This window comes from Rathayibacter sp. AC451, from assembly GCF_979253095.1.
Genome location: NZ_CEEDBD010000001.1, coordinates 2,065,567 through 2,088,776 on the forward strand (window position 1 = coordinate 2,065,567; position 23,210 = coordinate 2,088,776).

Sequence of the window (23,210 nt, forward strand, 5' to 3'; positions counted from 1 at the left end):
TGGAACCTGATGAGGATGGATCTGCCGCGGATCGCTCTGCGATCCTTGCCATCGATTCCTCTGCCGCCTTCACGCAGAGCTCCGTCTTCGCACGTGCGGAAACCAAACATCGACGCGTGGCGACACCTTTCGATCAGCACGGAGATGGCGTGCTCGCTCGAGCTTTTGACAATCAGATCATCGACTGGAGTAGATCATCAGCCGCGCTGTGGCGGATCTGTGAAAGCAGATCCTGGATGCGCGGCGTCGATCGCGCGGGCGAGAGGTCGGAAGATCGCGTGCCGCAGGACAGCTGCCGGACGCCCCCCGACGGAGACCGAGCGGAGGTTCTGCTCGCCGTTGACGTTGCCGACCCAGACGGCCGTCGCGACCTCGCTCGAGGAGCCGACCATCCAGGTGTGCACGGCGTCGTCGGTGGTGCCCGTCTTGCCGAAGTACGGCGTGCCGTCGTTCGGATCCGACGCGGCGGCCGTTCCCGTCATCACACCGCGCATCGCGGAGATCCCCGAGGCGGCGACGTCGGAACCGACGCGCGAGGGCCCGCATCCGGCCGACTGCCCGGGAGCGTCGGAACCGTCCGGGGTGATGACGCGGTCCACGAGGACGGGCGAGCAGTAGGTGCCGCCGAATGCTATCGCGGCGTACGCAGCGGCCATCGCCAGCGGCGCAACGGTGTTCTCGCATCCGCCGATCGAGCACGAGGGCCGCGTAGCCAGAGGCTCACCGCTTGCTGCGCGGACGCCGAGCGACTCGGCGACGCCGGCGATCTCGCACTGGTCGAGCTCCTGCGCCATCTGGACGAACACGGAGTTGACGGACTGCGCCGTCGCCCGGGCGACCGTGTAGCGACCCGACTCGTTCGCGTCGTTCCGGAAGGAGTAGGAACCCACCCACGGGCCGCCGCAGCTGTCGGCGAACCTCCGCATGTCCACCCGGCCCACTCCGGCGTCGTAGGAGTCGTTCACCGACCCTCCCTCCGCGAGGTGCGCGAGGAGCACGAACGGCTTGTAGGTCGAGCCCGGCTGGAACCCGATCGACCCGCCGTGGGTGAGGTCGGCGTTCAGGTTGACCCCTGTCGTCCCGGCGGGAGCCGCGGGAGTGCTGTCGTAGGTCCGGTTCTGCGCCATGACGAGGATCCGTCCCGTGCCCGCCTCCACGGAGGAGGACGCGGCACCGATCTCGAAGCGGGCCCGTGACGGGTCGGCGGTGCTCTGCACGAGGGAGTTCGCCGTCTCCTGCAGGGTGGGATCGATGGAGGTGACGAGCGTGTAGCCGCCGGCACGCCAGTTCGCGGCGCGCTCCTCAGGGGTCGCGCCGAGGGCGGGGAGCTCGGGCACGACGGTCGCAGCGTAGTCGCAGACGAATTCGAAGCCCTCTCGGGCGAAGTAGCAGCCCTGACCGGTGTCGGACAGCTGGACGAACCGATCGTCGACCGGCGTGGCGAGCGCCTCGTCGAACTCCGCGGGCGTGACGTACCCCTCATCGCGCATAGCGGTAAGGATCACGTCGCGCCGCTCCTGGTTCGCGGCGTAGTTCGCCGGGTCGACGAGGTTGCGCGCTGAGGGTGACTGCACGACGGCGATGATGCTCGCCGCCTGCGCGAGTGTCACGTCGGACGCGCTGCGGGAGAAGTACCGCTGCGCCGCCGCCTCGACACCGTAGGTGTTGGCTCCGAAGCCGGCGATGTTCAGGTAGGCCTCGAGGATCTGCTCCTTCGTGTAGGACTCCTCGAGGTCGACCGCCTGCCGCATCTCGAGCACCTTCCGCTCGATCGTCGTCTCCGTGGCCTCCTGAGCGAGGACCGCGACCTCCTCATCGGTGAGTGCCGGGTCGTTGACGGCCTCCTGGATGAGGATGTTCCGGACGAGCTGCATCGTCACCGTCGAGGCGCCACTGTCGCTGGATCCCGTGATCTGCCCCAGCGCTGCACGGGCGACGGACGGCAGATCCACGCCGCTGTGCTCGAAGTAGCGCCGGTCCTCCCCCGCGATCGCGGCGTTGCGCAGTGACTCGCTCATCCGCTCCAGCGGCACGACGCGGCGGTTCTGGTCGAAGACGGTCGCGAGGGGGACGACGGCGCCCGCCTCCACGACGGCGATGGTGTTCTGCTGGGAGCCGACTGAGATCTCCAGCTGCTCCGGTGCCCGGAAGAAGGCCAGCGACGAGCGCACCGACACCCCGGTCACCGCGACGACCGGGATGATCATCGCCACGACGAGCACGCCGGCGACCACGCTCAGGCCGATCATTCCGCCCAGGACACCGACGGCTCGCCCGAGGGACGCGGCGCCCCTCATCGCGGCACCTGCGTGACGAGGCTCCTCGCGGAGGACCTCCGGCCGGAGGATCGACGCAGGCGATCACGGAGAACGGCGTTGCCGGCGTCGGCGTAGCCGTCCGCCGTCGCGTGCCGCGGACCGGTCCGGTAGTCGTGCCCGGACCCCTCCGTCGCCCGTCGCAGGACCAGATCGGCCAGCGCGGGATTCTTCGGAAGGAGGGGGCCGTGCAGGTTGCTGCCGATCGCGGAGTCCGAACGAGCGCCCTCCGTTCCGGGCGTCAGCATGTTGCCCGAACCGGTCACCGGCGTGCCGAGCGGCTGGACCGAGCGGCCCAGGCGCACGGTCTGGCCGAGGTTCTGGTAGCCGTGGAGGATCCCGAGGGGCGAGTCGAGGACCACGAACTCGCTCACCCGCTCCGCGGTGGGCAGGCTCTCTCCCTCGAAGACGCCGAAGCCGGGGCGGGCGATGCCGTCGCCGGGCAGAGTGACCTCGGCCATCAGGAGCTGGAAGCCGCCCGCCACCCCGAGCAGTGTCGTCCCCTGCTCCAGCCACTCGAGCAGCACTGCGGCGTTCGCGAGGACGTCGCCCATCACCGCGCGCTGCGCTGCGACGGATCCGCCTCCGATGTGCACGACGTCGGGTCGGGCGAGCCGGTGCCACCGCTCCCCCGGATGAACGACCGCAGTGCGCGCCGGGATGCCGGCCCACTCGAGCCGCCGGCGGAGCGCGAGGACGTTCCCCGAGTCCCCGTTCACGTTGAAGTGGGTCGGGAAGACATCGAGGATCTCGATCGCGCTCATCGGATCACCGCCTTCCCCGTCATGCCGAGTGATCGGCGGATGCGGCGCATGCTCTCGGGGGTGAAGACGACGGTCTTCGGGCGTCCGCTCGTCGGCGCGGGGAGCTGCAGGAACCGCCGGGTGGCGGCGTCGATGTCCGGTTCGACGAGGTCGACCGGCACGTCGTCGTACGCGAGTCGCAGTGCCGTGTCCCACGCCTGCCAGCCCGAGACGACATCGGCGTGACCGAGCGCGCTCCACTCGGGGATCCACAGTTGAGACGCGTCGAGGATGTCGCGGCCGACGGCGACGTAGACGCGCTCCGGCTCGGACTCCATCAGGTCGAGGTTCATCTGCATGCTGCTCGGACTCTTCGTCAGGACGAAGTCCACGGGTTGGCCCTCGACACGCGCGTGCTCGTCACGGCCGAAGACGGTCGGGAGCTCGGCGAGGGCTCGTACGACGAGACGCGGGTCGAAGTCGACACCGAGCACGGCGCGCGCTCCCTCGACGGCGGCCGCCGCATCCACGGCGATGTGCACTCCGGCGGCGGGCAGACTCACCTCGACATGGACACCCGCGCCGAGCGCGAGACGCACATGCCGGCCATCGGTCTCGACGACCAGAACGTCCGCGGAGGCGATGCCCTGATCCACGGCGGCGCTGAAGTCGGGAGCAGACCCGAGACCGTTCCGCAGCGTCGCGAGGATCTCCGGAGCGACTCCCACGCGCCGGACGACGAGGCGGTCCTCCTGCGCGAGTCGCGCGCCGAGCCGGGCGAGGTGCGGGTCGCTCCGAGTGATCACGACGGTCTCGAGGGTGTCGTCGGCCACGTGCTCGAGGTAGCCCGCCACTCGCTCCGGCTCCTGCCAGCGGTGCAGCTGGTCGACCATCACGTTCAGCAGCACGCTCACCCGCGGGGCGCACCGACGCGTCGTCAGCGCCGCGTGCCCCTCGTCCATCTCGAGGATCGCGATGTCGCCGGGCAGCCGACCGCGCCGATCGGCCTGATCGACGAGCTCCGAGAGCATCCCCCTGCCGATGTTCGCGGTGTCCGGATTGGTCACGACGCGCAGGCCGTGCGCGCGCACGATCGCGACGAGCATGCTCGTCGTGGTCGACTTGCCACTCGATCCGCTCACGACCACGAGACCCTGCGGGGGCTGCGCGAGCAGGAGGCCCAGAAGGTCGGGGCAGAGACGCTCCATGATCAGGCCGGGAACGGCTGTGCCACCACCAGGCCGCACGATCCGCAGAGCTCGACGAATCGTCCGCCCGGCGAGCAGGGCGACGACGGCTCGCAGACCGAGAGCGGAGGGACGCCCAGGGACTGCGGAACCGGGCGCGGGCGGGGAGGACGACGCCGTGGTGCCGGCGGGCGTCGAGTCGCAGTCGTCGAGGGAGCAGGAGTCGACGACTCCTGAGGCTGCAGTGGTCACGGGCGGTCCCTTCGTGGGCGGAGAGAGGTCGCCCGGGCAGGACGCGGGCGATCGGGTGCCGCGTCGTCGCAGCCGGGTGGAGCCGAGGGGAGGTCGCCGCGATCTCCGCGGTCCGCTCGCACTCGGTAGCGGTGATCGTGAGGGGGACTTCTGGTCGATCTCTGTGCGTCCACTCCGTGAACGCTGAGGAGAGCTTCACTTTCGAGTGGAGCGTCGACCGGAATCCGCGGATTCCAGGGTGATCCGTCCACCCTTCGGCTGGGAGGCCCTGCTGAGACCCCCCAGCTCTCGACTCCGGGGACGGCGAGGGCACTTGCACGACCACGCAACCCGGATCACCGTCGTGCCCGGACACCGGCTCACGCCGCCCGGATCCTCAGGTGTAGGCCAGGAACCGTCCGGCGAAGACGACTCCCGTCCACGTCGCCAGAGACACGCCCGCGGCCAGCCGTGCCGCGATCGGAGTCACCGCTGCGTCCGTCCACTCGCCGGCGGTTCGGTAGACGCCGCGGTGGAACACCAGGACGTTCACTCCCGCCACGATCAGGAGCCCGAGCTTCCAGGGGGCGGCGGCGGCGCCGGCGACCGCAGTCGTCTGGGCGCTGAACAGTGCGACACCGGTGGCGAGGGCGACGACCAGGCCGACGTGTGAGACGGGCAGGAGGTGGTGGGCGGCGGTTCTGACAGACACCACTCGTCGCCCGATCCCGAGCAGTCGCAGATCGAAGACGAACGCCGGCCCGATGAGGACGGCGATCCCCAGGATGTGGACGCTCTCGAGCGTGGGGTAGAGGAACGGCGTGCCTCGCACCGCCTCGCCGAGAGCGGAGGCCTGCAACCATCCGAGAGCGACCTCGAGCCAGTCCGGCATCTCGTCGCCGCTCAGCTCTGCCGCGATCGGCTGCGCAGGTAGAGGCCCCCGCCGACGACACCCGCGAGGACGATCACTCCGAACACGCCCCAGACGCCGGCAGCGCCGACGCCCTCCGCTCCTGTCGCGGTGTCCGCACCGGTCGCCTCCGTCGAGGGTTCGAGCTCCTCCAGCGGGTCCGCCGCTGTCGACGTCGTCGACGGGGCGGGAGCCGTGGCCGCCCCCGACGGAACGGCGGAGTCGGGCAGCGGAGCCCGCACTGGGAGCGTGCTGCCGAGCACCTGATTCACCGGCACTGCGTCGTCTCCGTACCAGAACGCGACCGGACGGAACAGGGCGTCGTCGGATCGGTTGATGTAGCCGACACCCTGGAAGCGCTCGCCGACCTCCAGCGGTCGATCCAACCCCCACCGCCCCGTGTAGGCGGGCGGCGCGATGATGATCTCCAGCCGCTCCTGCGCTCCGGAGTAGGCGAGCGCGGACTCGACCCGGATGCTGTCCTCGGGCCCCTGCAGCTCCTCGGGTATCGCGAGCTCGGGCGTCTCCGCGGGGAGAGTGCCGTCGAGCTCGGCATCGAAGTACGAGTGAGGCTCCCCCCAGCTGCCGTCCGACGAGACCGTGCCCGCGATGTAGAGGAGGCGGTCCGTCTCGAAGCCGTCCCAGCCGTGATGGGCGGCGGCCGGCGCCGCCGGCACCATCACCATCGTCGCGGCGATCACCGTGACGAGCGATCCGGTCAGGCGCATCGGCCGGCGTGGAGGAATGGTCGTTCTCTTGCTCATCATCAAGGTCCTTCGGGTGTCAACGGACGAACACGGCCGACGGTACGTGGAGACCGCGCGGGCCTGAGAGGCTCTCTCAGGCCCCCTCATCCGCGTGACAGTCCCCGCATGCGTCCCCTGGCGCGCCGGCACTTCGACAGAGCCGTGCTGGTCTCCTGCCCGCCGAGAGATTCGATCCACTCGCGGAGAACGGCGCCGGAGGGGGGTTCCGACAGACCCCTCGCTACTTGTGACACCGGGAGGTTCGATCGACACGGCGCTCTTCTTCTCAGTTCGCGTCCTTCAGTGCTTCCAGCCGACCTCCGGAGCGGCTTCGAGCAACCCACTATGCGACCGACGTCGCGACCAAGGAGATCCACGCATGAGCACTCTCGCCGTCATCGGCGCCGGACCAGGCCTCGGCCTCGCTGTCGCCCGCCGATTCGCCCGCGAGGGCTTCGCGATCGCCCTCGTGTCCCGCAGTGCCGACAAGCTCGCGGAACTCGTGGCCGAGCTGACGGCGGACGGGCACCACGCGGCGGCGTTCCCCGCCGACATCCGTGATCCCGCACAGCTCACCTCGGCCCTGGAGACGGCATCGGCGGAACTCGGCGCGATCGAGGTCCTTCAGTACAGCCCCGTTCCGGCGGCTGAGTTCATGAAGCCGCTCCTCGAGACGACCGCCGAAGACCTCGTCGGGCCCATCCAGCTCTCGGTGTACGGGCCGGCGACCGCCGTGCACCAGGTGCTCCCGGACATGCGCGCGAGCGGAACGGGCAGCATCCTGTTCGTCAACGGCGGCAGCGCGGTCCGACCGAACGGCGACGTGGCGGGGGTCTCGGTCGCCTTCGCCGCCGAGGGCGCGTACGCGCAGATGCTGCACGACGCGCTCGCCCCCGAGGGGATCCACGTCGCCCAGCTGATCGTCCCGTTCGGCATCGGCGACGGCGAGCCCGATCACGAGCCCTCCGTCCTCGCCGACGTCCTCTGGGATCTCCACACCGCCCGTGGCGCCTTCCGAACCTTCGCAGCCCCGCTGGAGTGACCCTCCAGGCGGAGTCGCGGAACGACCCGGCCGACGACGGGCGCATTCCGCTCGCCCAGGTCCGGGCGCGCCCGGAGCCGTCCCACAAACTCGGTCTCGCGGGGACGAACGCCGCGTCCGGCGGCGTCGGTCAGCCGGGCTCCTCGAGCCGCTGAGCCAGCCATGCACCCCCTCCCCCGGCTCGAGCAGTACGGATGAGGCGGAGACGCCGTCTGCCGAGAAGCTCGCCGTGCAGCGTCACGACGATGCGGGAGTCGGGAAGCCATGTTTCACGCTCGTAGAGACCCAGGTCGGTGAGCACGACCGACGAGCCCGCCGCCTCGGCGCGCGCGGTCGTCGCCGCGGGGTCGAGGAACTCTAGTCCGTGGTCGTCCGTTCGCACCGCCAGCCGCTTCTGTCCGGGCTCGGCGGGCTCCCCCTTGGGCAGCGTCCAGCTGAGCAGCACGTCCCCGTCCTCGAGCCGGAGATCCCAGTGGAGGGCTCGAGCTCGATGCTCGGTCAGGAGGAACCGCCGCCCGTTCCGTGTCGTGGTCATCCCGTCACCGTCGAGTGGTGGCTTCAGGGGCGCGTCCGGGTGCGCACGAGCCTCGGAGCGCCCCTCCGGGCGTCATCCGCTCACCCGCACCGTCACCGGTCCGTCGCTCGCGTCCCTCAGCGCCTCGACGTCGTCGAAGGTGCCCAGCGGCACGATGCCCGGATACGAGCCGACGGCGTCGTAGTAGAGGACGAGACCCTGATCCGGCGCGTAGTAGGCGAGGGTTCCCGCGGGAGCTGTCGCGCGATCCGGCGCTCCGTCGAGATCGATCGGAGCAGGGAGGGTCGCGATCTTCTCCTGACCGCCGTAGTCGCGGAAGTCGAGCTCGGCGGGGAGCTGGGCGAGGAGCGAGCGTCCGGCAGCGGTGTCCTCCACCGTCGCGGTGACGACGGCATCGCCGAACTGCAGCGAGATCGACGCCGGGCCGGCAGGGTCCTCCGCGACCGGAGCGGGCGTCTCGGGTGCCGTGGCGGCCGGAGCAGGCGCCTCGGCAGCTGCGGTCGACGACGGAGTGGATGCCGTCGGGGAGCTGGCACGGGTCGTCGAGGTCGGCTCCGAGCCGTCGCCCGAGACGCTGCAGCCGGAGATCGCCAGCACCATGACGGCGGCGGAGGCGAGGAGGGCGGCGGGTCGTCCCCGGGCGGCGACGACGACCGTCATCGTCCGCCCGCCCGATCGGGTGCCGACCCGTTGCCGGAACCGCGGATGTCTGTCATGGATTCTCCTTCGAAGGGGCGCTCCCCTCCAGGGCAGAGCATGGTGCGCGGCGAGCGAGAGGTCTGCTCGAACGGGTCGCCGCAGAGCCTCTCAGGCGGAGGTCACGCAGGAGCGGGAGCCGCGGCGTTCACCTGAGCGAGGGCGTTCAGGGTGCGGGGGTAGCCGAGGGAGGCGACCAGCACGGTGAGGACGTCGAGGAGGTCTCCTCGCGTGTTCCCGACGGTCAGATTCGCCGTGACGTGGCTCCTGAGCTGACTATCGGCACCGCCGAGAGCGGCGAGCAGCGCGAAGGTGACGAGCTCGCGCTGCTTCACGTCGAGACCGGAGCGCGTGTAGTAGTCGCCGAAGCAGTTGCCCGCGAGGAACTCCGAGAAGCGCCTCGCGTCGACCGGGCCCGAGAAGAGCCCCTCGACGACCTCGGCGCCGAAAACGGCGGTCTGCGCGGCGAGCCCGGCCTCGCGACGGGTGCCGGGAGTCGTGGTCGACTGCCCCTCGAGGGGCAGCGCGATCCCCCGAGCGGTGAAGATCTCGTTGCTCAGGACGATGAAGTCGACTGCTCGCGCCATGCCGACGTACGCGACGGCCTGATACGTCACCTCCTTCACCTGGATCGGGGGAACTCCGACCTCGAGCGCGGCCCCTAGAAGCACGCGGAAGTGGTCGACCGCCCCGACCGCGAGAGCAGCGGCGAGCTGCAGGAGGAGCCGCTCGCGACGGCCGAGGCGGACGTGCCCGAGCGTCTCGCCGAACGCGAAGTCGCGGTGGAGTGCGACGAGTTCGGGATCGGTCTCGTCGAGTGGTGCGCCGCGCTCCGGGGAACGCCCGGCGAACAGAGTCGTGAACTCGTCCTGAGCCTCCTCGTGCGCGGTCACGGTGCCGTCCTTCCGGTGAGCCGGGCTTCGACGTTCACGCATCGGCACCGGAGCACCCGGCGTCGGTGACGTGCTCAAGCCAGGTCGTGGTCGTGGCGGGATCGTCTCCGTTCTCCGTCATGGCGATGTGCGCCATGAAGCGGTCCGCCGGCGCTGAGTGCCAGTGCTCCTGGCCGGGCGGGGTGTAGAGGGTCTGGCCGGGAAGCACCTCGATGACCGCGCCGTCGCGGGTCCCGAACCGGCCGACCCCCTCCGTCACGCGGAGGTACTGCCCGCGGGCGTGCGAGTGCCAGGCGGTCCGAGCACCGGGGGCGAAGCGGACGGTGGCGACGGTCATGTGCTGGCCGTCCTCGTGCGGGACGGCGATCATGTCGAGCCAGACATCGCCGAGGAACTGCTCGGGTGGGTTCTTGACCGTCGGCCGGGAGGGTTCGATGTTCACGGTGGTCTCCTTCGTCTTCCAGTGGGTGCGCGGAGCAGTGCGTCCCGCTCGATGGGGAACGCGGGGGGGTCAGAAGGTGATCATCGCCTTCAGGATCCGGCGATCGTTCATCGCGCGATACGCATCCGGGACCTCGTCCAGGCTCACGGTGCGGTCGAAGACCCTGCCGGGATCGATGCTGCCGTCGAGGATCGCGGGCATGAGCTGCTCGATGTAGCCGCGGACGGGGGCGGGGCCGCCGGTGAGCGTGATGTTGCCGCCGAAGAGGCTGGCGAACCCGACGGACGCCTCCTCGTACTGCGGGACGCCGACGCGGCTGATGATGCCGCCCGGGCGGACGATCCTGTACGCCTGCTCGTATGCGGGCAGGTGGCCGACGGCCTCGAGGACCTTCTTCACGCCCGAGCCCCCGGTGAGGTCGCGGACCTTCGCGATGCCCTCCTCGCCCCGCTCGGCGACGACATCGGTGGCGCCGAACTCGATCCCGAGGTCGGTGCGGGCCTTGTGACGGCCCATCAGGATGATGCGCTCGGCACCCTTCTGCTTGGCCGACAGCACGGCCAGCAGCCCGACTGCACCGTCGCCGATCACCGCGACGGAGTCGCCGGGCGAGACATCGGCGCGGGTGGCGGCGTGCCATCCGGTGCCGTACACGTCCGAGAGCGTCAGCAGCGAGGTGAGCAGCGGCGATGTCTCGTCGACGTCGGGCACCGCGACGAGCGTGCCGTCGGCGAGGGGGACGCGGACGGCCTCCGCCTGGCCGCCTCCCATGCCGGGCATGTCCCAGAAGCCGCCGTGCACGCAGGAGGTGAACAGCCCCTCCCGGCAGAACTCGCACGTGCCGTCCGAGAAGGAGAACGGGGAGATGACGAGGTCGCCCACAGCGAGCGTCCGGACCTCGGCGCCGATCTCCTCGACGACGCCGAGGAACTCGTGCCCCATCGAGACTCCCTCGGAGTTCTCCTCCATGTCGTGGTACGGGTGCAGGTCCGATCCGCACACGCAGGCGCGGACGATGCGGACGACGGCGTCGGTGGAGTGTCGGATGACGGGATCGGGGGCGTCGATGATGCGGACGTCGCCGGCACCGAACATGTATGCGGCCTTCATGGTGGACTCCTGGTCGTCTAGAGGCGGAGGATGGAGGGATTCAGTCCGCGCGTCGGAGAGTGACGAGCGTGCCGTCGGCGAGGTCCCTGACCGGGCCGACGTCGTCGAAGGACCCGAGAGGCACGATGCCCGGGTAGGCGCCCACGTACTCGTAGTAGAGGACGAGGTTGCGGGTCGGGCTGTAGTACCCGATGGTGCGCGGCTGCGCGTCACTCCGTGACGGCGCACCGCGGAGGCTGAGGGCCTCGCCCAGGTCGGCGAGCTTCTCCTGCCCGCCCATGTCGCGGAACGGCAGCGTCAGCGGTAGCCGGGCGAGGAGGGACGCGCTCGTCGCGCTGTCATCGAGCCGTCCTGCGATCTCGACGCCGTCGATCGTCACGACGATCGCCGTCGGGGTGCCTGCGATGGTCATCGGGAGCTCCTGCTCTGCGGTCGCGCTCAGCGCGCGCCGAGGTGGTCCACGGAGTACGCCGTTCGGCGTCCGTAGAAGGTGATCACGAGAGCGACAGCACCGAGTACGGCCATGAGGACGGCGAGGACGAGAGCGTCGAAGCTCTGGAGCAGCACCGCGCCGAGCACGCCCGCAGAGAAGATCGCGAGGTTGAACGCGACGGGCAGGAAGGAGTTCGCGACGTCGGAGTTCTCGCGACCCGATCGGCTCAGCGCCGCCTGGAGCTGCGCCGACGCACCTCCGAACGCGACGCCCCACAGCACGCCCGCCACCAGCACGGCCGCGGGAGCGCCGCGACCCAGCAGCAGGACCAGGCCCGCGAGGACGAAGACCGCGAGGCTGAGGTGCAGAAGGGCGCGGGGGAAGCGGTCGATGACCGCCGCGGTGATCGCGACGCCGACGATCGAGGACACCCCGTAGACGAGGAGCACGAGGTCGGGGCCGAGGCCCGAGCCGCCGTCGCGGAGGAACAGCGCGATGTACGTGTAGATCGTGTTGTGCGCGAGCATCCAGACGAAGATCGTCAGACACACGATCGCGACGCCCGGCATGGTGAAGACCTCGACCAGAGGCAGGCTTCCCTCGGCGGATCTCGGTTGGCCGGGAGCGTCCGGGACGAAGAGGGCGATCAGCACGAGGGTAAGGAGCGCGATCAGGCTCAGCCCGCCGAACGACCAGCGCCAGTCGAAGGTCGTGCCGAGCCACGCGCCCAGCGGAGTGCCGAGCGCGAAACCGACGGGGGCGCCGACCGACACGATCGACAGCGCCAGCCCTGCGCGGTGGCGCGGGCTGATCCGGCGACCGTAGGCTGCGAGCACTCCCCAGATGACGCCGGTGAACGCCCCCGCGAAGAAGCGCGAGACGAGCGACACCACGACATCGCTCGAGAGTGCGGTGACGGTGTTCGCGACGACGAGGAGTGCGATCGCGACCAGGATCAGCGGCTTGCGGCGGAGACCTCGGGTCAGGCTGATCGCCGGGATCGTCACGATCACGGTTCCGAGGGCCCAGACACTGATGAACTGACCGACGGTCCCTTCGCTGGTTCCCATCCCCTCGGCGATCACCGGCAGGAGGCCGGCGGGCATGGTCTCTGCGGCGACAAGGACGAACCCCATCGTGGCGAGCAGGGAGAGCGCCAGCCACGGCATCGTCCGCGGTTCGGCTCGATCGCTCGCGTCGGGGAGGAACACGGGCATGGTGGAGGTCATGGCATCTTTCGGGTTCAGGGCGGCGCCACGGCAGACAGGAGCCGCACCGTCATCGGCCGTGACAGGGAGAGCTCAGTTCGCTGAGCTGGTGGCGAGCCGCGCGATCTCCTCGGTCGCGGCCCAGGTGGCGAGGAGCCGGAGCTTGTCATCGGTGGCGCTGCCGGGCATTGCCGGGTAGACGGTCATCGAGTACCCCGGGTCGTCCTGCAGGTCGATCGCCTGGAAGGTCAGCTCCATCAGACCGACCGCGGGATGGTTGAACTGCTTCAGTCCCGTGTAGTGGCGCCGCACGTTGTGCTCGGCCCACCGTGTCCGGAAGTCGTCACTGCGCATCGACAGCTCGCCGATCAGCTCGGCGAGCTGCTTGTCGTGAGGATTGCGGCCCGCATCGCGCCGGAGGATCGCGACGTTGACGTCGGCGGCCCGCTCCCAATCGGGGTAAAAGACGTACGCGCGCGGGTCGAAGAAGATGAAGCGCGAGTGGTTGGCGGGGCGCGCCGGGCTCTTGTACATCTCGGAGTAGAGCGCGAAGCCGAGAGTGTTCGCAGCGACGATGTCCATCCGGGTGTTCGACACGAACGCCGGAGCCTCCGTGATGGAGTCGAGGAGGAACTGCAGCTCGGGTCGGATGGTCTTCGCGACCCGGGGACGCGGGCGAGAGCGCACCCCGGCTTCGTTCGCCGTGCGGGCGAGGTCGTAGAGGTGGTCGTGCTCGGCGCGGTCGAGGTCGAGTGCCCGGGCGATCGCGTCCAGAACGGAGTCGGACACTCCGGAGAGGTTCCCCCGCTCCAGTCGGGTGTAGTAGTCGACGCTCACTCCCGCAAGACGCGCGGTCTCGTCACGGCGGAGGCCGGCGACTCGGCGGCGTCCACCACCCGGCTCGATCCCGGCCTGCTCCGGCGTTCTGCGCGCACGGCGCGACGCCAGGAATTCGCGTACCTCAGCTCGGTGATCCATGACTGCAACGGTATGGCGCGCTGACCAGCACTTGAAGGGTTCTGCTGGAACCTGTTTAGCCGGGGCACCGCTCGGAGGGTCCAGTGCACCCGGTCAGGTCAGGCGTCGAGTCCTCCCGGGCAGCACTCCCCCTCGGTAGAGGACAGCAGCCGTGTCCTGCAGAGCGGTCAGAGCGACACGCTGGGTCCACGGACCGTACGAGACGCGTGCCACACCGAGCTCCTCGAAGCGGAGGGCCGACTGGGATCCGATCAGACCGATCACGCTGATCCGCTGCCGACCGAGTGCCTCGACCAGGCGTGCGACCGTCTCGTCCGAGACACGCCCGGCGATGAAGACCGAGGTCGCTCCGGCCTCCAGATACGCCCGGCCGCGCTCGATCGCGTCGGCGACGACCTCGTTGTCCGGTCGCTCGCCGGCCTGGGCGATCACATCGGTGCGGGCGTTGAGGGCGAACGGGACGCCCTCCGCCTCGGCCGCGCGCACGGCGGCCTCGACCGCCCGGAGCGACTGCGCGAACGGCTTCGCCTGGTCCTCGAGGTTGGCGCCGACCGCCCCGACGCCCACCGCTCTGCGGATCGTCTCGCCGGCATCCCCGTAGCCTGCCTCGAGATCCGCGGAGACGGGAAGATCGACAGCGGCGCAGATGCGGCTGATCATGTCGAGGTGAAGCTCCAGCGGGATCTTCTCACCGTCCTCGTAGCCGAAGGACGCCGCGATCGAGTGGCTCGCGGTCGCCAGCGCCCTCGTCTCGGGCATGGCGGCGATAGTGGTCGCCGAGATCACGTCCCACACATTGACCACACTGAGGATCTCGGGCGCACGGTGCAGTGCGATGAGCTCGCGACCGCGGCTCTCGACGCGGCTCGTCTCGGGTCGACCGGCGGTCAATGGAAGGTCCGCCCGCCGTCGGCGGCGAGCGTCGAAGCGGTGATGTACGACGACTCCCAGCTCGTGAGGAAGAGGAGGGCCCTGGCGATCTCGACCGGGTCCGCCAGCCGCCCGAGAGCGTAGTTCACGGCGTTCGCGCGGAACCCGTCGGCCATGGCCGTGTCGACCATTCCGGGGCAGACGGTGTTCACCCGCACGGTCGGCGCCAACTCTGCCGCGAACGCCTTCGACAGGGCGATCACGCCTCCCTTCGACGCCGCGTAGGCGGTGTAGCCGGGGCTGTTGGGCAGGAGTCCCGCTGCCGACGCGATCGTGACGACCGTCGCCGCCGGCTCCCGCATCAGGAACGGCACGCATGCCCGGATCAGGGTGTAGGTGCCCGTGAGGTTCACGTCGATCACCCGCTGCCAATCCTGCGGCGCGACGTCGACCGCCAGGCCGCGGAACATGATCCCCGCTGCATGGGCGACGCCGTCGATCCCTCCGAGCGCTGCCGCCGCATCGGCCACCGCGGCACTCACCGCCTCGTCGTCGGTCACGTCCACCGCGACAGCGGTGCCGCCGATCTCCGCGGCGGTACGGTGGACGAGGTCGCGATCGCGGTCCAGGAGGGCGACCGACGCTCCTTCGCGGACGAAGAGCTCCGCTGTGCTCCGTCCGATCCCCGAAGCCGCTCCGGTGATGACGACCCTGCGTCCGGTCAGTCGTCCGGTCGGTTCCGCTGCGTCGTGGTTCGTCGTCATGTCGTCGTCTCTCTGCTCGGATGCGCGAAGGCCCGGGCCGTTCCGCGGGAGGGGTCAGGGGTGATCAGTCAGGAGTAGGGAAGCTCGCGCTCGGTGGTGAGGTCCCAGACGACGGCCTTGCGCCGCGTGTACATCGCGACCGAGTCGAAGCCGTTCTCCTTCCCGAATCCGCTCTGCTTCATCCCGCCGAACGGGACCGTGGGGTGGAAGGAGCGGTAGGTGTTCACCCACACGGTGCCGGCGATGAGATTCTTGGCGAGGAACTGGAGGGTGCGCGCGTCATTGCCCCAGATCTGGGCGCTGAGACCGAACTCGGACGAGTTCGCCCGGGCCAGCACCTCATCGACGTCGGAGTAGGACAGCACGCTCGCCATCGGCCCGAACGCCTCGGTGAGGGCGGCGGGGTTGTCGTCGGTGACTCCGCCGAGAACGGTCGGGCGGTAGAAGGCGCCGTCGGCGAGCGGGCCGTCCTCGGCGGGGGCGCCACCGGCCAGGACCTCGGCGCCCGCTGCGACCGCCCGCTGCACGAGGGCGTCGACCTTGGAGCGGTGACGTCGCGTGATCAGGGAGCCCATCTGGGAGGACTCCTCGGTCGGCAGTCCGACCCGCACCGTCGCGGCCTTCCGCCCCAGCCGGTCACTGACCTCCGCGTACATCGAGTCCGGCACGAAGATCCGCGATCCCGTCACGCAGCTCTGCCCGCTCTTGGCGAAGTTCGAGTGCAGGAGTGACGGAAGCGCGATGTCGAGGTCGGCGTCCGGCAGGAGGATCGCCGGGCTCTTCCCGCCGAGCTCGAGGAACGTGGGCACGATGTTCGCCGCCGACTGGTGGATGATCGCGCGACCGGAGTCCGGCCCGCCTGTGAACGCGATCATGCCGATGTCGGGGTGCTCGGTGAGGAGCGGACCTACGGTCTCGCCGCGGCCCGTGACGACGCTGACGACGCCGGCGGGCAGACCCGCCTCGAGGGCCAGTTCGACCAGCCGGTAGTTCAGCAACGGCGCGACCTCGGGCGCCTTGACGACGATGCAGTTGCCCGCGACGAGGGCGGGGCCCGCTTTCAGCGCGAGGAAGTTCGCGTTGCCGTTGTAGGGGCTGACACCCGCGACGACGCCGAAGGGCTCGTCGAGCCCGTACGACAGGCGGTCCGGCAGCTGAGCGAAGGTGCGGCCCTCGAGCTTGTCGGCGAGACCGGAGTAGTAGCGCAGGATGCGCACGCACGAATCGAGGTCCGCGGTCACCTCCCGTCGCAGATGTCCGACGTCCGCGACCTCGATGTCGGCGAGCTCCTCGCGGTGGTCGGCGATGGCCGAGGCCCACGCGGCGAGCATGCGACCGCGCACCTCCGGCGCCGTGCGCCGCCAGATCGTCTCGTAGGCCTTCTTCGCTCCCGCCACCACCGCGTCGACGTCGGCGACGTCGGCCTCGTGGAGGACGCCGATCACCCGGCCCGTGGCGGGGTTGAGAATCTCCATCTCGACACCGCCGTGGGGAACGATCACGCCGTCGGCGGAGATCATCCCGATCCGGACGGGGACCTCGTCGGTCATCGGGTTCTCAGTCGACATCGTCGTCTCCATCGTCAAGTGCCCGAGGGCATACTGTCGTCGTGGCCGGCCCCGGTGCTGCGGCTCTTCCGCGGCCTTCGAGGGATCGGCGCCGAACGTCTTCGTCTTCGCTTCGGGGTGTCGCGCTCCCCGCCGGAACCGTGAACGGACGTGGCGTCGACCGAGTTCCACCCCTGCGGCAGGACGTCGCGGCACCACGTCGAACGGACTCGACTATATCCGGCATTATGAGACTTCTCAACGCAGGCAGTGCTAAGCAAGCGCTCATACAGCCAGCACCGCCATGACATCGCGCACGTCAGGGACCGTCTCGAGGCGCTGGATCGACTCGAGTGCCCGATCGACGCGCGACACTTCGAACGGCGTCGCCGAGGCACCGGCGCAACTCCTGAACTTCGTCGCGAGCCGGTCCCAGCCGAGCGGATCCTCGGAGCCCCCCGGGACGCTCGTGCCGACAAGGGTCGCCGCGCGTCCGTCGCGCGTGAGGATGTCCACCCGCCCCGGCGGCAGGACGTCCTTCCAGTCGAGATCGGGGTCCGGGACCGGCAGCACGCGATGCGCCAGTGCGAGGACGACCGGGTCGCGCAGGCCCGACTCGGTGAAGTCGGCCGCTCCCACCCCACCCCGGACCGCAGCCAGAGCGACCAGGAACGGCAGGCTGAACCGGGCATCGGCCGCCGACGCCGGAGCCCTCCTCTCGGCCAGCGGCCTGCACATGACGGCGTGGTAGTCGCCCACGTGGACGCGCAGCGACTCGATGTCCCCGGCCGTGATGCGCAGCTCCTCCATCAGCGTCAGCGTCGCGTGGATGTGGCTGTGCGAGGTCCCCACCGACGGCCAGAGCTTGTACAGCGTCCCGGACCCGCGGAAGTCGGTACCGAGGTCTCGGAGTATCGCCCCGCGATCGTAGTCGCCCCGGAAGTAGGTGGCGAGGACTCCGGACTCGCCCTCGAACAGCCCCGGGACGCCGGACAGGCCCTGCTCGGCCAGGAGTGCCGACGTGACCGCGCCCCGCGCCGAGAACGCCGCGTACGCGCCTCGCAGATCGCCGCCCGTGCCGGCGACCATGGTCATCACCCCACTCGAGTGCATGCTCGCGATGCCCAGCGCGTGCTCGAGACGGTCGGCGGGAAGCCCCAGCACCCGGCCCGCAGCCGCCGTCGCCGCGTAGACGCCGAGCACCGAGGACAGGTTCCAGTCCTTGCGCCAGCCCACGTGCCGGCGCAATCGGGCGAAGAGGTCCTGGCCGACTGCGACGGCCGTGATGAGGGTGGCGCCCGACACTCCCCCCACCCGCTCGGCCAGGGCCAGTGAGGCAGGAACGATCGAGCTCGCCGCATGCTGCCCCCACGGCGTCTGGTCGTCGAAGTCGAGCGCATGCGCGAGGGCCCCGTTAACGAAGGCGGCGTCCGTCGCGGAGGCGCGTCCGCCGTACCCGAGCACGGTCGCCTCGGAGGCGGAGCCTTCACGGACGAGCGCGAGGACGCTGCGCGCAGTGGAGTCGAGACCGGAAGCGGCCAGACTCACGCCGACCGTGTCGAGGATGCTCTTCTTCGCGGCCTCGACAGCATCGTGCGGGACGGCCACGGGATCGATGTCCGCGGCGAGGTGGGCGAAGTGCCGGGCGAGGTCGTCGTCAAGCACCGGAGAGGCGCGCGTCGCACTCATCCGGCGAGGCTGTCGAGCGGCAGACCGAGCGACCTGACCCCGGTGCGGGCGTCGAGGCTGCTCGGGTCGACGCCCGTGAAGACGGTCGGTCCGACGAACCAGCCGAGGTCCAGGCCCGCGGGTCGGCCTTCGCCGAGAACGAGAGTCGCGCCCTCCTCGCGCCGGACGGCACAGTCGATCACTTCGGCGTCGGTGGCGGGCACGGAGGCGAACTCCTGCTCGGTCGTCGGCGAGACGACCGGGATGCGCTCGGGCGACGACGGCGCCCACCACCGCCCGCCGATGAACATCCGGTCGGAATCCTGCTGCCACGACATGCGTCGCCTCTCGGTCGCGATCACTGGGCACGGATGTTCCGCGCGGGGGGAGGAATGCTGGGTGCCGGTGTCCACCGACAGGTGCGGACGACGTCCCGCGCCCGCACAGACGCGGCGGCGGCTCCAGAAGCAGGATCTCGATGCCGCATCGGGCATCCGATACTGTGGGACTTCGCGTCGATCGGGGGATCGTCGTTCCACTCCGCGGGAAGAGGGAGACCGGCATGACCCAGGTGACCCCGTCGGCCGGCGCCCTGTCCGACGCCGCCGACGGCGCCGGCAGCCTGGCGAGGATGCTCGCGATCCTCGAGCTCTACACCGAGGAGCATCCCGTCTGGTCGACAGCGGATCTGATCACGGCGCTCGACACGTCCCGGTCGACCGGCTACCGGTACATCAAGACCCTCCACGACGCGGCCTCCTCACAGCCGTCAAGAACGGCTACTACCGTCTCGGACCGCGCATCATCGAGATGGATCTGCAGATCCGCCAGACGGACCCTCTGCTGCTCGCGAGCCACGGAGTCCTCGAGGATCTGGTCGAGAGGATCGGCCACTCGGCCCTGCTGTGCACCGCGTTCCGCGACTCGGTGCTGTGCGTCGGCGAGTTCCGCGCCCCCCTGAGTCCCGCGAACCGCTTCAGCCGTGGGCAGCGGCGCCCGCTCTTCCAGGGTGCGGTGTCGAAGGTGATCATGGCCCATTTCCCGCACCACCGGCTCAAGGCGATCTATCCGCGGCAGAGCGAGCAGATCGAGGCCGCGGGGCTGGGCGGCGACTGGAGCGAGTTCAGATCGGCGCTGGGTCAGATCAAGAAGGACGGCTTCCTCGTGACCCGGGGAGAGTTCAACCCCGGTGTCTGGGGGTGCGCCGCTCCGATCCTGACGGACCGGAAGACGGTCCTGGGCAGCGTCGGCGTCGCATGGGACGAGAACGAGCGCCGCGACGTCGAAGTGGAGCAGGCGATCCTCGCCGTCCGCGACGCGGCAGCCGTCATCTCGGAGCGGCTTCCCCGACGTGGACACCCTGCTCTGACACCGCTCAGCCGCTGTCGGTCCCGTCGCCACCGGCTCCTCTCCCCGCGCACGACGGCGCAGCGGCCTCGCGAGAGCCCGCTGCAGCGTCGTGCGTCCCGGGGTCAGAAGCGGTGCAGCACCGTCCGGAGGAAGGTCGTCGGCTCGACGGCCTCGAGGGCGACCGGGCCCTCGTGGGCGAGGAACTCGTACCCGGTCTCGGGTCCGTAGGAACCGCTCTCGGCGGTCACCTCGCCATCGATCTGGAAGAGGATCTCGATCGAGTCGAACTGACCGGCCTCGTAGACCGCACCGGCCTCCAGGCGGATGAAGCCGATGCGGAGGTCGCGCTCGGTGAAGCGGCCGAGCCACTTCTCCTCGACACCCTCAGCGCCCTGAGGGGTCCAGGCGTAAGCCTCCGGGTCCATCGCGATCACGTCGGTGTAGCGAGGAGGCGCGAACTCGAGAGGGTGGCCCATCGCGTGCTCGAAGATCGCCTGCGACCCGTCGACGCTCTGCTCCACGCCGTTCTCGTCGGTGTAGTAGTACAGGCCCTTCTTGAACTCGCCCTTCTCGTTGAGCTCGGCGTTGGTGGCCTCGCGCTGGGCGACGCTGAGGTAGCCGCCTCCGCTGGCGCCGCCGCTCTGCAGCACCATCGTGCGCAGACCCTCGGCGCGCTCCTGAGGTCCGTAGTGGACGCTCTCGGGGAAGTAGCCGACCCAGCCCTCTTCGAGGACCTCGGTCTCGGTGTAGGGGAGCTTCCCCTTGATCACGTACCGGATCTGGTCGAAGGTGTGGCGGTGACGCGGGGTCCGCCATCCACCTCCCCCGGTCTGACCCATGTTCAGGTCGTAGTTGTTCGGCGAGCCGTCCTCGCCGAAGAGCAGGTGCTTCTGCTCCAGTACTCCTTCGCGCATGGTCCCGACCTTCTCGACGTCGGTGTCCGCTGCTGTGCTCACGCGCATGTCTGCTCCTTCACGATTCGATGCGCCGTCGGCGAGAGCCGACGATCGGCGTGTCCGGTCCCCTCTCGCTCCAGGAGCTGACGGTGCCGTTGATTGACGGTATCCCAGATGACGGGATATGTTCAATGACAGAAGCGAGGTCGCTTCCGAACCGCTTCCGATCTGGAGGCGATGCGCGGAAGGTGACGGCGCTTCGAACCTCACCTGTCCGCGCATCCAGCCCTCCGAGGAATGACATGACGACGATTCCGCTCACCCACGCCCCGCAGGACTCGGGAGTCCCCGCCTCGGCGCGCGATTTCAGCGTCGAGGGGCGCGTCGTGATCATCACCGGTGCCGCCCAGGGAATCGGCCGCGAGCTCGCCCGTCAGTTCGCCGCCGCCGGAGCTTTCAGCGTCGTCGCCGATCTCGACGTCCTGAAAGCGGAATCGGTCGTGGCCGAGATCGAGAGCGCCGGCGGTGTGGGCTTCGCGGTCTCGGTCGACGTGGCGGACGAGCCGTCGGTGACCGCGATGGTCGCCTCCGTGCTCGACAAGTGGGGCCGGGTCGACGTGCTGATCAACAACGCGTCGGTCTTCGCGACGATCGAGAAGGGCCCGTTCGATCTCATCCCTCTCCGGAGATGGGAGCAGGTCCTGAAGGTGAACATCACCGGCAGCTATCTCTGCGCTCGAGCCGTCGCCACCCCCATGCGCGAGGCGGGATTCGGCCGCATCATCAACGTCTCCTCGGACGCCGTCACCAACGGCACCGTCGACTACCTGCACTACGTCACGTCCAAGTCGGCGGTCATCGGCATGACCAACTCCCTGGCGCGCGAGCTCGGCCCGTCCGGGGTCACGGTCAACTGCATCCGCCCGGGAAGCGTCGCCACCGAGGTCGAACGCACCGTCAACCCGACCGTCGCCGTGCGCGAGCGCGCCGCGTCGCGGCAGTGCATCCCCCGCGGCATGGTCCCCACCGACCTCGTCGGGATCATGATCTTCCTCTCCACCCCGGCGTCGGGCTTCATCACGGGTCAGACCATCGCCTGCGACGGCGGCTACACCCACAGCAGCTGACCACCCGCTGCAGCCGACCCCGACCTGTCCCGCCCGGCCCGAGGAGGACCCCTCTCATGAAGCAGTACCCGCATCTCTACATCGACGGCCGCTGGGTCGAACCGATCACTCCGCGAACCACCGACCTCATCGACCCGACCCGCGAGGAGCCGTTCGCGCGGGTCGCCCTCGGCGGCTCCGCCGACGCCGAGCTCGCGATCGCCGCAGCCCGACGCGCGTTCGAGACCTACTCGCTCAGCACGGTCGGGGAGCGCATCGCCCTCATCGACCGCATCATCGACATGTACGAGTCGTACGCCGACGAGTTCTCGGAGCTCATCGCCCGCGAGGTCGGCATCCCCGTCGGCAACCGCGCTCAGGTCGCCGGCCCCGCCGAGCACATGCGGGTGGCGCGCGAGATCCTCCGGGACTACCCCTTCGAGTCGCGGGTCGGGAACGCCATCGTGCGCCGAGAGCCGGTCGGCGTCTGCGCGCTGATCTCACCGTGGAACTGGCCCGTGCAGACCGGAGTGATCAAGACGATCTACGGCCTGGCCGCCGGCTGCACCATCGTGGCCAAACCCAGTGTCGTGTCGGCTGCGAGCGGAGCGCTGCTCGCCCAGGTGATGCACGAGGCCGGCGTGCCCGCGGGCGTGTTCAACCTCGTCAACGGCCCGGGCCGTGAGGTCGGCGACACCCTCTCGCGCCACCCCGACGTCGACATGATCTCGTTCACCGGATCGACGGCAGCGGGTGCGCAGGTCGGCGCCGCCGCCTCCGCCACCGTGAAGCGCGTGTGCCTAGAGCTCGGCGGCAAGTCGGCCAACATCGTGCTGCCCGACGCCGACCTCGAGAAGGCCGCACGCTGGAACATCCAGCGCGGCTTCTTCAACGCCGGCCAGTCCTGTCACGCACCGACCCGGATGCTCGTGCACGAGAGCCAGATGGACGAGGTCGTCCCGTTCCTCGTCGACGAGGCCCGGCGCTTCACCCTCGGCGACCCGCTGGACGAAGCGACGACCATGGGGCCCATGGTCAGCGCGGCACAGCGCGACTCCGTCCGCGCCCACATCCGGAGCGGCATCGACGAGGGTGCTCAGCTCGTCACGGGCGGCCTCGACCGACCCGAGGGCCTGGAGCACGGCTACTTCGTGCAGCCCACCGTGTTCGTCGGGGTCTCGCCCGACATGACGATCGCCCGCGAGGAGATCTTCGGTCCCGTGCTGGCCGTCCTGCCCTACCGCGACGAGGAGGAGGCGGTGCGCATCGCCAACGACTCCCCCTACGGTCTCGCCGGCTTTGTCTTCGCCGGCCAGGCGGCGGATGCCCGCCGCATCGCGAACAGCCTCCGCGCCGGCCGCATCAGCTACAACGGCGCCGCGACCGACTCGTACGCCCCCATGGGCGGCTACAAGCAGTCCGGGATCGGTCGCTCGATGGGCCGCTTCGGCTTCGAGGAGTACCTCGAAGTCAAATCCGAGTACGGATTCGACAACGAGGCGCAGACCCTGCCGACGCCCTTCGGCTGAGACACCGACCC

Annotated in this window: 23 protein-coding genes; 4 read left to right on the forward strand and 19 right to left on the reverse strand. The window is 69.9% G+C overall.

Translation table 11 applies throughout. The features are described from left to right. Window positions 1–197: 197 nt before the first annotated feature. From AC0CID_RS09880 to AC0CID_RS09900, 5 genes are all read right to left on the reverse strand, one after another. Entirely contained in the window at window positions 198–2,249 is a 2,052-nt protein-coding gene (locus tag AC0CID_RS09880) for a transglycosylase domain-containing protein (RefSeq protein ID WP_465226656.1), read from the reverse strand. A 44-nt stretch (window positions 2,250–2,293) separates the two neighbouring features. Further along, entirely contained in the window at window positions 2,294–3,079 is a 786-nt protein-coding gene (locus AC0CID_RS09885) for a type 1 glutamine amidotransferase (RefSeq protein ID WP_465226657.1), read from the reverse strand. Further along, on the reverse strand, window positions 3,076–4,497 hold the full coding sequence (locus tag AC0CID_RS09890) for a DUF1727 domain-containing protein (RefSeq protein ID WP_465226658.1): 1,422 nt from the start codon (window positions 4,495–4,497) through the stop codon (window positions 3,076–3,078). The genes AC0CID_RS09885 and AC0CID_RS09890 overlap by 4 nt, the downstream gene beginning before the upstream one ends. Window positions 4,498–4,873: 376 nt before the next feature. Next, window positions 4,874–5,368, reverse strand: coding sequence for a DUF6644 family protein (locus AC0CID_RS09895; RefSeq protein WP_465226659.1), 495 nt, complete (start codon window positions 5,366–5,368; stop codon window positions 4,874–4,876). A gap of 11 nt (window positions 5,369–5,379) precedes the next feature. Next, window positions 5,380–6,150, reverse strand: coding sequence for a hypothetical protein (locus AC0CID_RS09900; protein WP_465226660.1), 771 nt, complete (start codon window positions 6,148–6,150; stop codon window positions 5,380–5,382). A 361-nt stretch (window positions 6,151–6,511) separates the two neighbouring features. Here AC0CID_RS09900 and AC0CID_RS09905 point away from each other — a divergent pair, with 361 nt between their 5' ends. Next, window positions 6,512–7,174 (forward strand): SDR family NAD(P)-dependent oxidoreductase, encoded by a 663-nt coding sequence (locus AC0CID_RS09905; RefSeq protein WP_465226661.1) that lies wholly within the window; start codon window positions 6,512–6,514, stop codon window positions 7,172–7,174. A gap of 130 nt (window positions 7,175–7,304) precedes the next feature. On the opposite strand, the gene AC0CID_RS09910 is transcribed toward AC0CID_RS09905, so the two are convergent. The 13 genes from AC0CID_RS09910 to AC0CID_RS09970 form a co-directional block, all read right to left on the reverse strand. Further along, the gene (locus AC0CID_RS09910; protein WP_465226662.1) at window positions 7,305–7,709 is read right to left on the reverse strand and encodes a DNA polymerase ligase N-terminal domain-containing protein; all 405 of its coding nucleotides are present in this window, start codon (window positions 7,707–7,709) and stop codon (window positions 7,305–7,307) included. 72 nt (window positions 7,710–7,781) lie between these two features. Then, window positions 7,782–8,369 (reverse strand): cyclophilin-like fold protein, encoded by a 588-nt coding sequence (locus tag AC0CID_RS09915; RefSeq protein ID WP_465226663.1) that lies wholly within the window; start codon window positions 8,367–8,369, stop codon window positions 7,782–7,784. A gap of 158 nt (window positions 8,370–8,527) precedes the next feature. Then, window positions 8,528–9,298, reverse strand: a complete 771-nt coding sequence (locus AC0CID_RS09920) for a carboxymuconolactone decarboxylase family protein (RefSeq protein ID WP_465226664.1) — start codon at window positions 9,296–9,298, stop codon at window positions 8,528–8,530. Window positions 9,299–9,332: 34 nt separating this feature from the next. After that, a complete protein-coding gene (locus AC0CID_RS09925) occupies window positions 9,333–9,740 on the reverse strand; it encodes a (R)-mandelonitrile lyase (protein ID WP_465226665.1) in 408 nt (135 codons plus the stop codon). 69 nt (window positions 9,741–9,809) lie between these two features. Further along, window positions 9,810–10,850, reverse strand: a complete 1,041-nt coding sequence (locus tag AC0CID_RS09930) for an alcohol dehydrogenase catalytic domain-containing protein (protein ID WP_465226666.1) — start codon at window positions 10,848–10,850, stop codon at window positions 9,810–9,812. Between the two features lie 40 nt (window positions 10,851–10,890). Continuing rightward, on the reverse strand, window positions 10,891–11,262 hold the full coding sequence (locus AC0CID_RS09935; protein ID WP_465226667.1) for a cyclophilin-like fold protein: 372 nt from the start codon (window positions 11,260–11,262) through the stop codon (window positions 10,891–10,893). A 26-nt stretch (window positions 11,263–11,288) separates the two neighbouring features. Then, window positions 11,289–12,512, reverse strand: coding sequence for an MFS transporter (locus AC0CID_RS09940; protein ID WP_465226668.1), 1,224 nt, complete (start codon window positions 12,510–12,512; stop codon window positions 11,289–11,291). 72 nt (window positions 12,513–12,584) lie between these two features. Continuing rightward, entirely contained in the window at window positions 12,585–13,469 is an 885-nt protein-coding gene (locus AC0CID_RS09945; RefSeq protein ID WP_465226669.1) for a helix-turn-helix transcriptional regulator, read from the reverse strand. A 93-nt stretch (window positions 13,470–13,562) separates the two neighbouring features. Then, the gene (locus AC0CID_RS09950) at window positions 13,563–14,360 is read right to left on the reverse strand and encodes an isocitrate lyase/PEP mutase family protein (protein WP_465226670.1); all 798 of its coding nucleotides are present in this window, start codon (window positions 14,358–14,360) and stop codon (window positions 13,563–13,565) included. Then, window positions 14,357–15,103, reverse strand: coding sequence for an SDR family NAD(P)-dependent oxidoreductase (locus AC0CID_RS09955; RefSeq protein WP_465226671.1), 747 nt, complete (start codon window positions 15,101–15,103; stop codon window positions 14,357–14,359). Before AC0CID_RS09955 ends, AC0CID_RS09950 begins: the two co-directional genes overlap by 4 nt. A gap of 68 nt (window positions 15,104–15,171) precedes the next feature. Next, a complete protein-coding gene (locus AC0CID_RS09960) occupies window positions 15,172–16,671 on the reverse strand; it encodes an aldehyde dehydrogenase family protein (protein ID WP_465226672.1) in 1,500 nt (499 codons plus the stop codon). Between the two features lie 264 nt (window positions 16,672–16,935). Further along, on the reverse strand, window positions 16,936–18,339 hold the full coding sequence (locus AC0CID_RS09965; RefSeq protein WP_465226673.1) for an MmgE/PrpD family protein: 1,404 nt from the start codon (window positions 18,337–18,339) through the stop codon (window positions 16,936–16,938). Beyond that, window positions 18,336–18,656 carry a hypothetical protein gene (locus tag AC0CID_RS09970; protein WP_465226674.1) on the reverse strand — a complete coding sequence of 107 codons (321 nt, stop codon included), beginning with the start codon at window positions 18,654–18,656 and terminating at the stop codon, window positions 18,336–18,338. Before AC0CID_RS09970 ends, AC0CID_RS09965 begins: the two co-directional genes overlap by 4 nt. A 472-nt stretch (window positions 18,657–19,128) precedes the next feature. On the opposite strand from AC0CID_RS09970, the gene AC0CID_RS09975 reads away from it, so the two are divergent. Further along, the gene (locus AC0CID_RS09975; protein WP_465226675.1) at window positions 19,129–19,896 is read left to right on the forward strand and encodes an IclR family transcriptional regulator; all 768 of its coding nucleotides are present in this window, start codon (window positions 19,129–19,131) and stop codon (window positions 19,894–19,896) included. On the opposite strand, the gene AC0CID_RS09980 is transcribed toward AC0CID_RS09975, so the two are convergent. Then, the gene (locus AC0CID_RS09980) at window positions 19,791–20,630 is read right to left on the reverse strand and encodes a hypothetical protein (protein WP_465226676.1); all 840 of its coding nucleotides are present in this window, start codon (window positions 20,628–20,630) and stop codon (window positions 19,791–19,793) included. The genes AC0CID_RS09975 and AC0CID_RS09980 overlap by 106 nt on opposite strands. Window positions 20,631–20,866: 236 nt before the next feature. Here AC0CID_RS09980 and AC0CID_RS09985 point away from each other — a divergent pair, with 236 nt between their 5' ends. Continuing rightward, window positions 20,867–21,691, forward strand: a complete 825-nt coding sequence (locus AC0CID_RS09985; RefSeq protein WP_465226677.1) for an SDR family NAD(P)-dependent oxidoreductase — start codon at window positions 20,867–20,869, stop codon at window positions 21,689–21,691. Window positions 21,692–21,747: 56 nt separating this feature from the next. After that, a complete protein-coding gene (locus AC0CID_RS09990; protein ID WP_465226678.1) occupies window positions 21,748–23,199 on the forward strand; it encodes an aldehyde dehydrogenase family protein in 1,452 nt (483 codons plus the stop codon). Window positions 23,200–23,210: the final 11 nt, after the last annotated feature.